General features: G+C 64.6%; 12 protein-coding genes and 2 pseudogenes. 7 read left to right on the forward strand and 7 right to left on the reverse strand.

The window, feature by feature from the left end; all coding sequences use genetic code 11:
* Nucleotides 1-236: 236 nt before the first annotated feature.
* A pseudogene (locus tag ACOHX0_RS06675) lies at nt 237-954 on the reverse strand (transposase); the annotation flags it as partial.
* 114 nt (nt 955-1,068) lie between these two features.
* Here ACOHX0_RS06675 and ACOHX0_RS06680 point away from each other — a divergent pair.
* On the forward strand, nt 1,069-1,215 hold the full coding sequence (locus tag ACOHX0_RS06680) for a hypothetical protein (RefSeq protein ID WP_420675913.1): 147 nt from the start codon (nt 1,069-1,071) through the stop codon (nt 1,213-1,215).
* A gap of 160 nt (nt 1,216-1,375) precedes the next feature.
* On the opposite strand, the gene ACOHX0_RS06685 is transcribed toward ACOHX0_RS06680, so the two are convergent.
* Complete coding sequence (locus tag ACOHX0_RS06685) at nt 1,376-1,978, reverse strand: hypothetical protein (protein WP_420675914.1); 603 nt, start codon at nt 1,976-1,978, stop codon at nt 1,376-1,378.
* Nucleotides 1,979-2,287: 309 nt separating this feature from the next.
* Here ACOHX0_RS06685 and ACOHX0_RS06690 point away from each other — a divergent pair.
* The 3 genes and pseudogenes from ACOHX0_RS06690 to ACOHX0_RS06700 form a co-directional block, all read left to right on the forward strand.
* Nucleotides 2,288-2,622 (forward strand): annotated as a pseudogene (locus tag ACOHX0_RS06690) (transposase); the annotation flags it as partial.
* 326 nt (nt 2,623-2,948) lie between these two features.
* Entirely contained in the window at nt 2,949-4,799 is a 1,851-nt protein-coding gene (locus ACOHX0_RS06695; RefSeq protein ID WP_420675915.1) for an ATP-binding protein, read from the forward strand.
* Nucleotides 4,790-5,863 (forward strand): extracellular solute-binding protein, encoded by a 1,074-nt coding sequence (locus ACOHX0_RS06700; RefSeq protein ID WP_420675916.1) that lies wholly within the window; start codon nt 4,790-4,792, stop codon nt 5,861-5,863. Before ACOHX0_RS06695 ends, ACOHX0_RS06700 begins: the two co-directional genes overlap by 10 nt.
* Before the next feature lie 120 nt (nt 5,864-5,983).
* Here ACOHX0_RS06700 and ACOHX0_RS06705 read toward each other — a convergent pair whose 3' ends face one another.
* Nucleotides 5,984-6,370, reverse strand: coding sequence for a hypothetical protein (locus tag ACOHX0_RS06705; protein ID WP_420675917.1), 387 nt, complete (start codon nt 6,368-6,370; stop codon nt 5,984-5,986).
* A 105-nt stretch (nt 6,371-6,475) separates the two neighbouring features.
* Between ACOHX0_RS06705 and ACOHX0_RS21890 the strand changes: the two genes are divergently transcribed.
* Nucleotides 6,476-7,081 carry an alpha-amylase family glycosyl hydrolase gene (locus ACOHX0_RS21890; protein ID WP_475682710.1) on the forward strand — a complete coding sequence of 202 codons (606 nt, stop codon included), beginning with the start codon at nt 6,476-6,478 and terminating at the stop codon, nt 7,079-7,081.
* Nucleotides 7,082-7,154: 73 nt separating this feature from the next.
* On the opposite strand, the gene ACOHX0_RS06710 is transcribed toward ACOHX0_RS21890, so the two are convergent.
* From ACOHX0_RS06710 to ACOHX0_RS06725, 4 genes are all read right to left on the reverse strand, one after another.
* The gene (locus ACOHX0_RS06710; RefSeq protein WP_420675918.1) at nt 7,155-7,829 is read right to left on the reverse strand and encodes an ankyrin repeat domain-containing protein; all 675 of its coding nucleotides are present in this window, start codon (nt 7,827-7,829) and stop codon (nt 7,155-7,157) included.
* A gap of 66 nt (nt 7,830-7,895) precedes the next feature.
* Complete coding sequence (locus ACOHX0_RS06715) at nt 7,896-8,378, reverse strand: GlcG/HbpS family heme-binding protein (RefSeq protein WP_420675919.1); 483 nt, start codon at nt 8,376-8,378, stop codon at nt 7,896-7,898.
* An 89-nt stretch (nt 8,379-8,467) separates the two neighbouring features.
* Nucleotides 8,468-9,076, reverse strand: a complete 609-nt coding sequence (locus tag ACOHX0_RS06720) for a response regulator transcription factor (protein ID WP_420675920.1) — start codon at nt 9,074-9,076, stop codon at nt 8,468-8,470.
* Nucleotides 9,073-10,620 carry a sensor histidine kinase gene (locus ACOHX0_RS06725; protein ID WP_420675921.1) on the reverse strand — a complete coding sequence of 516 codons (1,548 nt, stop codon included), beginning with the start codon at nt 10,618-10,620 and terminating at the stop codon, nt 9,073-9,075. Before ACOHX0_RS06725 ends, ACOHX0_RS06720 begins: the two co-directional genes overlap by 4 nt.
* A 982-nt stretch (nt 10,621-11,602) precedes the next feature.
* Between ACOHX0_RS06725 and ACOHX0_RS06730 the strand changes: the two genes are divergently transcribed.
* Both ACOHX0_RS06730 and ACOHX0_RS06735 read left to right on the forward strand, forming a co-directional pair.
* Complete coding sequence (locus tag ACOHX0_RS06730; RefSeq protein ID WP_420675922.1) at nt 11,603-14,008, forward strand: CHASE3 domain-containing protein; 2,406 nt, start codon at nt 11,603-11,605, stop codon at nt 14,006-14,008.
* Nucleotides 14,009-14,341: 333 nt separating this feature from the next.
* Complete coding sequence (locus ACOHX0_RS06735; protein ID WP_420675923.1) at nt 14,342-14,818, forward strand: hypothetical protein; 477 nt, start codon at nt 14,342-14,344, stop codon at nt 14,816-14,818.
* The last annotated feature ends 75 nt before the right edge of the window (nt 14,819-14,893 follow it).

A 14,893-nucleotide genomic window follows, 5' to 3' on the forward strand; every position in this document is an offset into this window, starting at 1 on the left:
ACCGCTTCCGCAGCCGGAACACCTGGCGGCGCGTCAGCCCCAGCAGGTTCGCGCCATGCGCACCCGTCAGCCGGCCGTCATCGACCTGTGCCAGCACTTCCACGCGGCACAGTTCGCGCTCGCTCATCGTTACTCGTCCCATGCCTGCTTCCGCAGCCTGTTCTCATTGCAGGCGAGTGTGCATTACAGCTTTGCGGGTACAGGGCCAGGAAGTCATAATGGGAGTTATGTTAAGACATCGGAGTGCGTGAACCCCGGGCGCGCTTGCGGCCCCGCCGCCGCTTCACCGCAAGGCCTTCTTTCCGATAGAGGCGGTAGAATGCCCCGCCCTGCAAAAGGTCTCCCGGACCTTTTGCTAAACGGGCTCCGACGTGGTGCATGATCATGCCTTTGCGCTCAATCAGCACCCCGATCCGCCCCTCTCGGCGTCGCTTGCGTCGCCTGCCGGGCAACGGGATCGTCGAACCGGCGGCGTTTGCCAGCGATCTCCGGCATCTCCTTGCGATCCCGGGATGGTCAGGCGGGCCTTCGCGCCGGACCGTCTTGGGGGCGGCACCGGCAAGCCGGCAGGCCCGGCGCGGCGGGATGCCGTGATTCTGCATCGCCCTGAGCGCTGCCTCCCGCCGCTTGGTCAGCGTCGTCAGTTCTTTCCCGGAAGATCCTTCAGAGCCACCCTCGCCATTGTCACTCGGACCAATGGCGTTCCAATGGCTCGATCCAGCACCGTATCCGGCAACAGCCGCTCCAGCTTGGCGTTCTCGTCCTCCAGGGCCTTCAGCCGCGCGGCCTCCGACACCTCCATGCCGCCATACTTGGATTTCAGCTTGTAAAAGGTTGCCGGGCTCAGGCCGTGCCGGCGGCACACCTCCGCTGTCGGCATCCCGGCCTCCTGTTCTTTGATCATCCCCCCTCTCGGCAGATTGCTTCGCAATCGCCTGCCGGGCAGCGGATGATTTGCGCCTCGGTGAAACGGCTCTTACGCCTTCGTCTGCTCCGGCATTAGCAGGGCAGACTCTACTTCATGGTGAGGGATTTTGCGGGGGGGGCAGATCACAGGCAACCTACTGTTTGCTCATTGAAAGCGCACGTCTGAACAAGGTCAACCGGCGCAGCTGCCTGAATTGGGTGGTGCAGGAAACCGAGCACATTCGCGGCGAGGTCGACTACGGTCAGCTGATGCCCTGGTACTGCCCGGTCGACCGGGTCGACGACTGAGGGGCAACTGCCGCCCCCGTTAACGGGGCGGTGACGCATCTCACACAGCTGGAATCCATTGCGGGGTTCCGGCCCAATGCCGTGTCCGGACAGTCTCCCGGTGAAACTTGCCAGTCTTCATAGCCTTAATCCGTGTTGCCCCGCGCCCGTCTGTTCGGGCTTAGGCAGAAACTGGAACGAGTTCAGCCGCAAGCTCCAGCACAAACCCGCTGACCGCCTCCCGGGCTTGATCCTGCGATTTCTTCCCCCGCAGCTTGCGGGCAAGCGCGGACCCGCGGGCGGAGGCTGCCTGCGCCAGCAGCAGAAAAGCAATTTCCCGCAGTTGATGCATGGCCAGATCGGCCTCGTCCTGCCCCAGCAGCCCTTCAAGCTCAGCCGGTGCCGCGCCTTCGGCCAGCAGGCGCTTCAGGGCGGGCCCGTATTTTGACGCCTCGGCCCGGGCAATGCAAATGTCGGTCATGCCTGCCATTTCGGAGCAAAAATCCGCCACCGGCAAACAGGCTGTCTGCCTGGAGTAGCCGGCCTGCCGCGCGACATGGAGGTCCCGCCGCGCCGGGTTATAGGACATCTCAAGCCCATGAATTGACACCTCCGACGCAACAGGGTGCCCGAAGCGCTTGCGCAGGCTGAGCGCTTCCGCGAAGAGCACCAGCTGCAGAAGGCCGGCCTTCGGCAGATCGCAGGAAATACGCTGGATGCCGCTGCGGCCGGCGTGCTTATAGTTGAGCGCGAGCCGGGCACCGCCGTCCTCCCGCGCCTCCATCGAAAATATCTTTGCAGGCATGGCGGGGGTTATATGGAAGGCTGGCGGACCTTCAAGCTGCGTCCGGCAAGTCCGGCGATGCTAGGCGGCTATGCGCAAAAGGTAAGGCGCGAATGGAGGGGACGCATCTGCAAAGGGAGTAACTTTGGCCATTCCGGAACTATTCAAGCCGCCCAGAATTACGAATGCGGCAAGGGGATTCGCCCAGGCCGTCATTGATGGAAAGGATGGTCTATTGCAGGCCTGCCAGCAAAAAATTCAGCGGACCAGTCTATTTCCGGGGTCGATACTCCGCTTGCGAACAGCTTATTTGTCACTGCCGGTCAGGTCAGCGATTATTTCGGCGCACGTGCATTGGTGAACAGCCTGCCAGGTGCCGATTGGCTGCTGGAAGATCGCGGCTGCGGCGCTGATTGGTACAGAGAAGCGCTGAGAGACAAAAGCATACGTGCCCGAATACCTGGCCGGAAACAACGAAAGACATTTACCAGATACGGCAAGCGCCGATACAAACGGCGCAACCGGATCGAAAACATGTCCGGCAGGCTCAAGGATTGGCGCCGGGCCGCAACCCGTACGACAGGTGTCCAAAGGTGTTCTTGTCTTCCATCGCTCCCGCCGCAACCGTCATGTTCTGGCTATGAAACAAGAACGAGGCCTGACCTTAGGTCAGGGGACAAGACGTTTGAAATTGCTGCAAGCGCACGGTTTACTCTGCGTTCCTGAAAAGCCGCCCTTTAATGAAATACAATTGCCGCTGTGCCTTCGGCCGGCATGGGTGCAAGAAGTCTCAGTCAGCTCTCCCGGGCCAGCGCCGCCTTCAGGCAGTGGCAAGAGGGATACTGGTTAAACTTTTCGTTTCAGCTAATTAATTGATTTTCAATGCGTGCTGTTCAGGATGGGAATTCAGTTCTAGTCTGCCGGAACTTGCCGCAAGGACATGACGCAACAACAAAACTCCGGACGCCACATGACCACGCAGCGTGTCACTCGAAGTTATCTCCGGCTGCGCAGCGGCATCGCGCTGGCAATCCTGCTGGCTGCCGCTGTGGCCGCTTTCTGTGTCACATTATACGGGCAGAGGAGCGTGGCCCAGCGGGCAGAAAACACCAGAGTGCTTGACCAGCTTCTGGTCTCCCTTGCCGAGCTGTCGCTGGCGTTCGATGAGTTGAAGGACGATCCGGGCAGCCAGAAGGCGTTGATTGCGCGCGGGCGTATCCGGCGCAGCGCAAGACCCGCCGCAGACTCGCTGGCAGAACTCACCGGCGCCGGCGCGCTTGCGGCATTTTCTCAGCCAGCGCAGCAGATCCTGTCCCAGCCAACGCTGAACCCAGTATCCGAACTCGAAGACATCATGTTTCTGACGAAGGTTCTGACAGACCCCGCTGGAAACCGTAAGGCCGCCGATTCAAAGGCGGCGGCGCTGGCGTCGAACCTGTCCAGGCGGCTGCTGCCGGTATTCATGAAGGCAAAGGAGGCCGAGGCCCGGACCGGCCGGAATGCTGCGGAAACGCAGCTGATTTATGCGCTGGTGGCTGTCGCCATCGGCGCGGTTGGCGTATATGTCGCCGCCCGGTTCGTGCATGTGCCAATGGAACGCTTTATCATCTCCGCGCAGTCTGAGATCGAGGCAAGCCGGCGCAAGGCGGAAGCCGCATCAGAGGCGAAATCGGTGTTTCTGGCGACAATGAGCCACGAAATCCGGACACCGCTGAACGGTGTGCTGGGCCTGGCGGAGCTGCTGAGCGATACCGAGCTTGATGACAAGCAGCGGCACATGATCCGCATGATGATCATCAGCGGCAAGTCACTGCTGAGCATCATCAACGACGTCCTGGACCTGTCCAAGGCCGAGGCCGGCAAGTTGGAAATGGAGGCAGAGGCGTTTAATGTCCGCGCGCTTTGCCTGGAGGTCATAGACCTGTTCTCCGCTCGAGCCCAGAATGCGGATATCGAGCTGAAGTTGCATGAAAGCACCGCGGTGAGCAACTGGCACGTTCTGGGATACAGCACGGCGATCCGGCAGATTGTCGCTAACCTCATCAGCAATGCGCTGAAGTTCACCGAAAACGGCTCGGTCGAAGTCAAGCTGCAGGAACTACAGTCAGCCCAGCACGGCACCCGGGTGATCCGGATTGCCGTCCAGGACACCGGAATCGGGATCCCGCCGGAAGCGCAGGAACGGATCTTTGAACAATTCGCGCAGGCCGACGCGACCACGACCACTCGGTTCGGCGGAACGGGGCTGGGCCTTGCCATCGCAAAAAACCTCGCCGGGGCGATCGGCGGCAGGATTTCTCTGCAAAGCGCGGAGGGCGAAGGTTCCGAATTCACCGTGGAGTTCCCGGTCGAAAAGGTTCCGCCCCCCGCCGAAGTTTCCGAGCCCGAACCGGCCGGCGCCTCGTTCTGCAAGAAGGTGCTTGTCGCTGATGACAATCGGGTAAACCAAATGGTAGCGGGCAAGATGCTGGAGCGTTTGGGGTGCACTGTGATGACCGCAGGAAACGGCGTTGAAGCGGTTAAGCTGGCCCGCAGCTGGGCGCCTGATCTGGTGCTTATGGATGTCCGGATGCCGGAAATGGACGGGCTCGACGCCACCCGGGCGATCCGGGCGCAGGAGCAGGACCTGGACCTGGCGCCGGTGCCGGTCATCGGCCTGTCCGCCAACGCAATGAGTGAACAGTGTTCCGAAGGCCTGTCTGCGGGCATGAACGACTACCTTTCGAAGCCCGTCAGCAAAGCGGCGCTCGCTGCCGCCTTGACCCGTCTCTGGCCGGCGGAAGCCGGCACCACCGCCGATGGGAGCACAAAATGCGCCTGACAACGAAGATTGCCGCAGCCCTGGCGGCCCTGGCGGCCCCGGCCGCAGCGGACCCCGGCCGGGTGTGGCTGTACAACTGGAGCGGCTATTTCGATCCGGGAACCGCCGAGAGTTTCCAGCAGGCCACGGGCACCGAGCTCGTCCTGGAAACCTATGGCGAAGCCGATGAGGCCGAAGCGCGGCTGGTTGCCCGCGGCACCGGTTACGACTTGGCGGTGGTGTCCTCGGAAACCGTGGGCCGTCTGGCGGCGGCCGGGGCGATCCGGCAATTCGGCTTGGCCGAAATTCCGAACGCGGCTGGCCTCGACCAGCGGCTGATGCAGCTGTACCTGGAAACCATGCCGCAGGCGGAGGGCTACGCGGTGCCGTATCTCTGGGGCACGACCGGCATCGCCTATGACCGCAGCGCGGTGCTGGAGCGCTTGCCGGATGCGCCGCTCGACAGCTGGGCGCTGGTGTTCGACCCCGACAATGCCAGCAGGCTCGCGGACTGCGGCATTACGATTGTTGACTCTGTTGAGGAGGTTGTTGCCGCCGCACTCGCGTATCTAGGCCTGGATCCGCAGTCGGAAGCGGAGCAGGATCTCGACGCTGCATTTGGCGTGCTGTCGGCGATTGCGCCTTATGTCCGCTCGTTTGATGCAGACCAGTACGATGCCCTGCTGGGCGGCGAAGTCTGCCTGGCCGTTGCTTGGAGCACGGACGGGCTGGCGCCGCTGCTGGAACAGGAAAGTGACAGGTATCACTACGTGGTGCCAAGGGAAGGCACCAATTTGTGGGCGGACCTGTTTGTTATACCGAGTGATGCCAGCAATTTTGAGGTGTCACACCAGCTGGTGAACCACGTGCTCCAGCCTGAGGAGATGGCTCGGGCAACGCTTTTCACCAATGCCACCAGTGGCGTGCCGGCCTCCCGTGCAAAAATCGGCGATCCCAGTTACGATATTCCTGCGCTGAATTTGCCGCAAGAGACCCGGGACAGGCTATACTTCGTTAAACCCCGCAGCGGTGAGGAAAAACGGGAACTCGATCGCCGCTGGAGGCTGCTTCAGATCGGGCTGTAGTGGCATCGGGCGCAGCATGGTTCGCTGGCAGCCTTTACCAAAACGAACATGGCCACGGCGGGGCTGCCCCGCCTTGATGCCGTTGACATCTAGGAGATGCCGTAACAGGGCCTGCGTCACTCACTGCCCGTTCCTGCTTGCCAGATCAGGGCAAAGCGGCTGCCGTTTCCGTATTCTTTCAATTTTGAGGACGGCGGGATAAGAGTAACCGCTGTCCGGGCCTCTCGTTTTGGGAGGGGCGAGTTCCTGGGTGGTGATACCCGTCACGTGATGGGGAGCGGTTTTCGCAATCTGGGCGGCAAACTCGGTTCTCAGATCGCTGGGGGCGAGATCTACGCGCCGGGGCGCCGGCGGTGCGGCCGAGTACGCCCTGCAGCTTGCCGGGCTGACGAACCAGCACCGTTCCTGTTTGCCGATATCGGCAAACAGGAAATGGCCGGAACCAAGATCTTCCGCATGAACGATCTCGCCCTGCCAGGTGTCCTCCGCCCCGGGCACGATCTCCATGCGCCTGCCTGTTCCACCGCGCCGTCGCGCAACACGAAGATCCGGTCGGCAAGCGTCATCGCCTTGACCCGATCATGGGTGACATAATTCATCGGCACCTCCCGCATGTCGTGGTGCAGCTGGGCGATCAGGAGGCACGGCATAATCCGCCAAGTGACCCGCCGGCAGGATCGCGGCGCGGATCAGGACGCGCTGGCCAAACTGTCTGCCGTCATGCTGCTGCCTTTCAGAGGTTCCAATTTCCTTTACCAGGGCGAGGAGCCGGGCCAGACAGGACCCGGGCTGGACTGCAGCGAGGTGACCGATCCCCAGGGGCTGCAGTTCTGGCGGCAGGACAAGGGACGCAACGGCGGACCCCGCCGACGGCTTGGGATCCAGAGGCGCCCAATGGCGGCTTTTCCACCGCCAGCCGCACCTGGCTGCGGATCAAGGATCCGCAACCTTCCCGCGCCGCCAGGGGACGGGACGGCCGCGGGCGTTCTGCAGGATAGTGCTCGCTTTGCGCCGCAACGAACGCGCTCTGAGCGAGGGGTAGACAGAGTTCCACGACACACCGGAGCACGATGTGCCGCTGTGAATGGCACCCGCTTGCATCTGCAGGGCAACCGGGTCCTGATCGGGGAACTGGCCGCCCGGTGTCCCGACCTGCCGTGCGACGCGAGGAACCAGTGCGCATGCCCGGCGTGCAGCCAGAACGGGGACGCCGCTTGATTTCCTGACCGGGGCAGCAGGTGAGACGCTTGCCGCGCCGTCCTTGCGTGCCGGACCGGGTCCGGGGGTGCCTTCAATCCTTCTGCCGCAGACGCGCTGCCATCCCGGAAAATCCGCGCCGTTCGGCGTGCTCGAGCGGAGCGAGGCCATTGGGGCCGGGCAGCGTCCGGTCCGCGCCGGCCGACAGCAGCGCGTCGAGCACGGCCTGGTGATCGGCGCCGCCGTCGCCCAGCACCACCGCTTCCATCACGGCCGTCCAGTGCAGGCTGTTGACGTGATCCAGCGGCGCGCCAGCCGCAATCAGGCGGCGCACCACCTCCACGTGCCCCAGATGCGCCGCGGCGATGAGCGCCGTCCCTTCGTAGGGACTGGTCACCAAACCTGGATCGTTGCCAAGCGTGATCGCGAGCGACATCAGCTCGGGGTCGTCCGCCACGGCGGCGATCGTCACCATGTCGTAAGCCTCGCCTTCAAGCGCGTTCATATCCGCGCCGGCCTCGGCCAAGGCGGCCAGCGCCGCGTCCTTCGAGGCGAAAGCCGCGGCATGGGCCGGGGTGCGCCCTTTCGGATCACGGGCATCGACATCGGCGCCCGCCGCGATTAGCCGCTTAATCTCCGCCACATTTCCCTCATGCGCTGCGCGGAACAGCGGGCCGGAGGCGGCGATCTCGCCGCTGGTGGGCGCGGTCTGGGAGGCGGCGGCCGTCGCGAGGCCGAGAAACAAGGCAAGCAGGGAAAAGCGAAGCATGGGAGGCCCCCGGGCAAAAACCTGAGAAAGGCGGGGGCCACGCGGCATCGCGCGGCCCCGCGAAGATCATTCGGCGCCGATGGCGTCGAGGCCACTTCGGGCGCACTCCGCGTCGGTCGCGCCGGAGGGCGCACCGCCGACGCCGATCCCGCCGACGAGCGCACCGCCGATCCGGATCGGCAGGCCGCCGGCCTGAACGACCAGACGCGGGTCCATGTCCCGGAGCCCGTTGTTCTGGGGATTGCCGGCGATGAACTCCGCGAGACCGGCGGTGTCGCGACCGAGGCTGGCGGCGGTGAAGGCCTTGCCGGTTGCACTCGGCCCGGTGTGTGGGCCCGACATGTCGGCCTTCAGGAGGACCTTGGTGGCGCCGTCCCGGGCGACGATCGCCACGCTGGCATTGTGGCCTTCGTCCGCACAGGCGGCGCGGGCGGCCTCCGCGGCCTCGACCGCGGCCGCGAGCGGCAGGTAGGGGCTGGTGGGAAGGTCCTGGGCCGCCGCGGCCAGGGGCGCGGCGAGGGTGGCGGCGATTGCAGTTGACCGGAACATCTCGGCTCTCCTCTGAGATTGACTGCAGGCAAGATAGATGCCGCGCCGCGCCGCCGCTATTCGTAGGGCCGCCGCGGCCCTGCGTAGTTCTACGGAGAGCCCTGCGCCTCGAGCCAGAGGCGGGTCATTTCCACCGGCGACGTGGTGCCGAGCTTGGCGCCGATCGCGGCCCTGTGGCTCTCCACGGTGCGGGGAGACAGGTCCAGGGCCGCGGCGATTTCCCGGGTGGTGAACCCGTGCGCGACCAGCGCGAGCACTTCGTTCTCCCGCTTGGTCAGGGCCGCAAGCAGCGCCAGAGTTTCCTGCCGCTCCGCCGCGGCCGCCGCGGATGACGCGAGCGCCGCCTGGCCCTTCTGGATCGCATCGATCAGATCCTGTTCGTCGACAGGCTTCGACAGAAAATCGACGGCGCCATTGCGGAATGCCCTGCGGCAGGCCTCGATATCGCCATGTCCTGAAATCACGACCGTCGGCCAGTCGATTCCGGCTTCGGCCAATTTCTCTTGCAGTTTCAGGCCCGAGATTTCCGGCATCCGGATATCGAGGATGAGACAGGCCGGCGGCAGTTTCGGAAGATCCTTCAGGAAGGCTTCCGGCCCGGAATAGGGCGTGGCCTCGATACCGACGGTCGAAAGCAGCAGGCACAGCGCCTCCCGCACGGCCGCATCGTCGTCCACCAGGTAGACACGCGCTGTCATTCCGCGGCCTCCGGCACGGCGTCCGCCAGCGGCAGGCTCAGGCGGAACCTGGCGCCTCCCGGCCCTTCGGCCAGCACCAGATCGCCGCCGGCACGTTCGGCGAGCCTGTGGCTCAGCGCGAGGCCAAGACCGGTGCCCCCGTCCCGCGTGGTGACGAAGGGCGTGAAAAGCCGCTGCCGCACATCGGGCCGGATGCCGGGGCCGGTATCGTTGACTTCGAGCCGCGCTGTGGCTTGATCCGCCGAGAGCGTGACCGTGACCGCTCGATCGCCCGCCGTGCCCGCCACCGCGTCCAGGGCGTTCCTTACCAGGTTGAAGATCACCTGTTCGAGTTCGACCTGATCGGCCAGAACCTGTACCGCCGCTTTCGGAACCTGAATGCAGAGGGCGGCGCCGGCCTCATCCGCGGATCGCTCCAACAGGCTCTGCGCCGTTCGGACACAGTCCCGCAGGTCTACGGGCCGCGGATGGCTCGAGGCGGGCCTGGTCCAGTTGCGCAGACGCTCGAGGATCGCAGAGGCGCGCCTGGTTTGCCCGACCACATCGCCGAGGATCGCCACCAGGCGGTCGGTCTCCCCGCGCGCCGCAAGATGCCGGGCGGCCTGCGTCTGGGCGAGAATGGCGGTCAGGGGCTGGGTGAGTTCATGGGCCATGCCACTGGCCATCTCGCCCAGGGCGTTCACCCGGCTGGCGTGGCCGAGGCGGGTCTCAAGGTCGCTGAGCTCGGCCCGTCGTTCCGCCGCCCGGACCCGCGCCCGCTGGCGCAGCGCCACTTGCGCGCCAAGGGCCGCCAGCGTGATCGCGGCCAGGATCAGCGCCACCCGGCCGGGAGGCAGGAGCGCTGCGGGAGTGATGGTGACGGCGCTTTCAAGCCGAAGCGGCTGGGTCCCGCTGTCGAGCGGTGCGGAGAACATCGGCGCGGGAAGGGGCGCGCTGCCCTGGGCGATCACGGTGCCATCCGGCATCGTCAGCCGGACGCTCGATGTCTCGCGGAGCCAGAAGTCGCTGTCTCCGGCCATGAGGGCGGCGCCGTCGATCACCAGTGCCAGGCCGTAGCGGGCCGACTCCTTGCTGGGGCTGCGCTTGACGATCAGATAGGCCCCCCGGTCGGACGGATGCCGCAACAGCACTGGCGCTCCGGCCGAGCTGCTGGCGGCGCGGCGCACGGCCGCGCCGATGTCCGCGTTTCCCTTCCCGGCGCTCAGGGAGGCCTCGGCCGGGTCGAGCGCCACCAGCAGGATACGCGTGATCCGCGGATAGAAGCGCATGATTGTTGCGGCGACCTCCCCGAACAGATCCGGGCCATCGCCCGCGCTTGCGATGGCCACCGCGGAGAGCGCCGTGAGATGGGCGTCGTGCTGGTCCGCGCGCTGGCTGACGGCTACGCGCAGGCGCTCGCTCTCGAGCGTCAATTCGGCAATCCGCGCGCGGTGCTCAAGAAACCAGATCAAGGCCAGCGCGACGCAGCAGGCGAGCATCCAGGCGCCGAGGCCGAGGCGGCGCGCGGGTCCATGTCCGGGTGCTGTGATGGTTCGAATCTTCACACGTTCGTTCCGGTTCTCCTAGGTCCGCCAAAGGTATCATGCCGCTGGCCGCATCATAGGAAAACAACCGGGGCCGGAAATCCGTAGGACTACCGGGCCGGACGGGACCGCCGGCAGCGCCCGCGGGGCAGAGCATGGGCATGGCTGCCGCCCGTCACCGTGCGCGCGATTTGCGGCACCCTCAGGCCCGAAAAGCCGGTCCTCCCGGAGGAGGCCGCCATCCCGGCGGCCACAAAAATTCCGACGCGGCACCGTGCAGCGGCGATCCCGGGGGCCGTGCCGGTCGGGTCACCGGTTGTCATCGCATTGACGGGCCGGCCATCAGGTTGCCCCGGGCCACCGCAGACGTAACGCTCGCGGACTTTCATCCGGCTGCGCACATGGCCGATACAGGCACGGCCGCGCGCAGGGCTGGGACGTTTGCCGCGGTGGCAAACACGGATGCCGTTCGAACCTGTGCTGCGCCCGGGATCGGAACCCCGCGGCGGATTCGCAGGAGGCAATTTCCCGCCGGAAAGCAGGCCCCCATCGCCCAGGCTGCGGTGCTTGTGGCGCAAGCCGGGCCAGCGGATGAACCAGGTTGAGCCTTCAGGGGCATATCGCGCGCATCCCTGGCCCCGGGAAGATCACCCTCTCCCTCGGGCTTCGTTCACGCTGATACGGCCATGGAGGTTTCCCGCCGCGAGCACGGAGGCGGGTGAACCCGGAAGCCGCCCGGCACGCGCTTGCAGGGGCATTAGAATATATGAAAAATCAACAAGTTAACCGCAATCACCCTTTCGCGATCGGAGCCCGCCCGCAAAGGCCAGGGTGTCGCCGCCGTGCGGAAATTTTATCTGATGGAACACACATTTTACCGCAAAAATATAAGGCCGGGTAAAGGAGAAAAATGCGCTCCTAATTGATTGTTGAACCATTTCGCAACCTTTGTCGGGCAAGAAAAATGCGTTCCACCAGTTTCGCCGTTTAGGAGGCGCATGTTATGAAATCAGGGCATTCAACTAATGAGAGAAATGGCCGCTGGCTTTTCTCCAATTGGAATACCAAGACAAAAGTTTTAGTGGCGACAGCAGCGCCCTTGGTGCTGACGCTCGGAATTGGAATCGTCGCGCAAACAAATCTCACGAAGATGTCGGAAACCTCCGGCCGGGTCGATCATACCGTGAAGGTCCTGAAGCAGGCCGACACCATCGTCGCAGCGGCGCTCGACATGGAGGCCGGCATGTGGGGCTATATGCTGGCAGGTGAGGAACACTTCCTGGCGCCCTACCAGAGCGGGGATGCGCGCGCCTTTTCCACGCTTAAGGCGCTGCGCCAAACGGTCAGCGACAACCCGCCCCAGGTAGACCGTCTGGCGCAGGCGGAAAAAGTCCTGAAGGAATGGCAATCGGAAGTCGCCGAAAAACAAATTTCGATGCGCCGTAGTATTGGAAATTCGAAAACTATGGTCGACCTTGCGCGCCAGATCCAAAACGCCGAAGGGAAAGCCTACTTCGACAATTTCCGGGGTTTGGCGGCCGAATTCATCGAAGTGGAAAAAAATCTCCTGGAACAGCGCAGCACAGAATTTTACCGGCTGCTCGACCGCGGTGAAAGCACGGCGGTGTCCATACGGAATGCCATGGGCATGGTGGATCATACCCATGAGGTGATCGAACAGGCGATGGGTATCGTGGCCGCCGCTGTCGACATGGAAACCGGGATGCGCGGTTTCCTTCTCGCCGGGAAGGATGAGTTTCTTGAACCCTACGAGGCAGGCCAGCAGTCGATTGAAACCCTGATCGGGGATCTCTCCCGGACCGTGAGCGATAACCCCGCCCAGGTGGAGCGTCTCCGCCAGATGCAGGACGTGATCGCGGAGTGGCGTACAAGGATCGTGGAACCTATGCTGGAGCTGCGCCGCGCCATCGGAAATGCCGAAACCATGGACGATATCGCGCGACTGGTCGGTGAAGAGCGCGGCAAGCAATTCTTCGACCGGTTCCGCGGCATCATGGGCGACTTCACGGCGATCGAGCAGGAGCTGATGGACGCCCGCAAGCAGGCGAACATCGAGACCTCCTCGGACACCAAGACCATGATCCTCGGCGCGGTAGCTGCCGCAGTGGTGATCGGGGCGATCGTGGCCTTGTTCATCGGCTCCAGCATCGGCAATGCGGTGCGTTCGGTTACCGCCGCGATGGGGCGTCTGGCCGAAGGGGATACCGGCGTGGAGATCGAGGGCCAGAGCCGGGGGGATGAAGTCGGCGCGATGGCACGTTCGCTGGATGTGTTCCGCCATTCCCTGATCCGCGAAAAGGAGCTGGAGGCGGAGCAGCGCGAGCGTGACAAACAGCAGGCCGAGGTCGTGCGCGAACTCAGCGGGCACCTGTCCGACCTGGCACAGGGGGACCTGACGGTGAATATCAGCCGGACCTTCCCCGAAGACTACGAACAGCTGCGCAAGGACTTCAACGGCACCGTTGCCACTCTCAGCCAGACCATGGCCCAGGTCATCACTGCCTCGGCGAGTATCAAAAATGGCGCGGCCGAGATCAGCCAGTCTTCCGAAGATCTGTCGAACCGCACCGAAGGGCAAGCGGCGACTCTCGAGGAAACCGCCGCGGCCCTGGATGAACTGACTGCAAGCGTGAAGTCCGCGGCCGAGGGCGCCCGCAGTGTCGAAGCCATCATGGGTGAAGCCAGGGCAGAGGCGGAGAACAGCGGCGTCATCGTTCAGAATGCGGTCTCGGCGATGACCGAAATCGAGGAGTCCTCCTCGAAGATCGCTCAGATCATCGGCGTGATCGACGATATCGCCTTCCAGACCAACTTGCTGGCTCTCAACGCGGGTGTCGAAGCGGCCAGGGCCGGAGAAGCCGGGCGCGGCTTCGCCGTCGTGGCGTCCGAAGTGCGCGGCCTGGCTCAGCGGTCGGCGGATGCAGCGACGGAGATCAAGACGCTGATCAACGACGGCAGCAAGCAGGTGACGCACGGCGTCGACCTGGTCGGAAAGGCTGGCCTGGCCCTGAACAGTATCGTCGACAGGGTCAACCACATCTCCCAGCTGGTGTCCGATATTGCCGAGGGTGCGGCCGAACAGTCCACCGGCCTGGGTGAGATCAACACCGGTGTGGTCCAGCTCGACCAGGTGACTCAGCAAAACGCAGCCATGGTGGAGCAGTCCTCGGCGGCCGGCCACATGCTCAGCGGCGACGCAACCAAACTCGCGGAGCTGGTCGCCCGCTTCAAGATGCCCGGGGCGGGCAGGCTGCAGGAGCCGTCCGGAAACCAGCCCTGCGCACCTTCTGCGCACGGGAACCACTGGGAGAACCGGGAGAACCCGCCCTTGCGTGCCCCGGTGAGTGTCGAAGGCAACCTGGCCAAAGACCAGTGGCAGGATTTCTGACGGCAAACTGCCAAGTCCCTGCCCGGCGGCGCGCCCCTGGCGCGTGGCTGGGCGCTGCTGGCCGCGCCCGCCTGTGCCGGCGCGGCCAAGGCAGCCCGGATCAGCGGGGAATGCCCCGAAGAGCCGGGCCAGCACCGAACGCTTCATAGAGGCCGGCGGCTGGCTGGTCGGGCAGCTGACGGGCCGCAAGGTGCGCAGCCTCGGCTTTGCCGCCTGCAAGGCGCGACCGGAGGCCGCGGCCGGCTATCTCCGGAGCATCGCGCCGGAGCTTGACGCGCGGCTGGACCCGCCTCAGCCGGCCGGCACCAGAGCGGGAAGCTGGCCGATGGCCGGATGTCACGCAGCGGAATCATCGGTCACTGCGCCGACGTGCTCGGCACCTTGGCGGTGCCGCTCTCATGCTGGCCCGCGACTACCGGCCCCTGCCCAAGGGCGTCGAAGGCTGCGTTCGACGGATCCATCCGCGGCCTGTGGTGTCATGAGGCCAGTCAGGCCAGTTCCGGCGAACTGCTTAGCCCGCTTGCCGAGGCCTTCCCGCGGGGCAGGACCGCAACGCCAAACTTTGCCTTCTGCACCGCGGCGGCGGCAAAGCTGCAACCGGACGAAGGCCGGCGTCTGGCGCTTGACTGGCGAAACGGAAACCGTGTGCTGCACGCAAACTCGGTGCTCAGCGTGTTGCTGGTCGCCTTGCCCCATCGGACCGGCCCGGTGGACATCTTCCGGGCTCCGCTCGAAGCGCATTGTTTCAACATGCGGCAAGTGTTCAACCTGCTCGAAACCGGCAGGTTCAGACCAACCGCGCCGTCATGACCAGCGGGCTGGCCTCGCGCAACCCGCTGCTGGTCCAGATCATGGCCGATGTGCTGGCCGCGATGTCCCCGGTAT

Origin of the sequence: Cribrihabitans pelagius (genome assembly GCF_048820915.1) — a bacterium.
GTDB classification, from domain to species: domain Bacteria; phylum Pseudomonadota; class Alphaproteobacteria; order Rhodobacterales; family Rhodobacteraceae; genus Cribrihabitans_A; species Cribrihabitans_A pelagius.